This is a genomic window from Vibrio sp. 10N.222.48.A3 (assembly GCF_041475345.1).
Lineage (GTDB): Bacteria > Pseudomonadota > Gammaproteobacteria > Enterobacterales > Vibrionaceae > Vibrio > Vibrio tasmaniensis_A.
This window is the reverse complement of sequence record NZ_JBFRVX010001826.1, coordinates 1-331: the sequence shown is the minus strand read 5'-3', so window position 1 is coordinate 331 and position 331 is coordinate 1. Positions and strand designations below refer to the sequence as shown.

General features: G+C 39.3%; 1 protein-coding gene. It reads right to left on the bottom strand.

The genetic code is table 11. The annotated features are described in order from the left end of the window. Positions 1–150: 150 nt before the first annotated feature. A partial coding sequence (locus AB4653_RS29085) for a hypothetical protein (protein ID WP_372106111.1) occupies positions 151–331 on the bottom strand: 181 nt, incomplete at its 5' end.

Here is a 331-nt window from a genome sequence, read left to right as displayed (position 1 = left end):
CAGGTTCTTCATCATAAGAGGCACCGCTTTTTTTAGATTTGCGGTGGATTTTTGAAATTCGTCTTTTTTCATGATTTTTACTGCAGATACCAAACTAACTAAGCCACTGCGACCAAGATTAGCGGATTTTACCGATCTTTGCTTTAAAAATTATATAATTAATGGATGAGGATTGGGTAAACAACTCATTTTCATTATGGAAATCGATTGCATATTTATATCGAATAATAAATAGGGTGTTATTTGACCAAAGAGGAGTGGTCCGGTTGGGTGGGGGCGGCTGTTGGTGAGGGGGGCTGTAATACCAATCGCGGTCAATAATGGGTTAGCC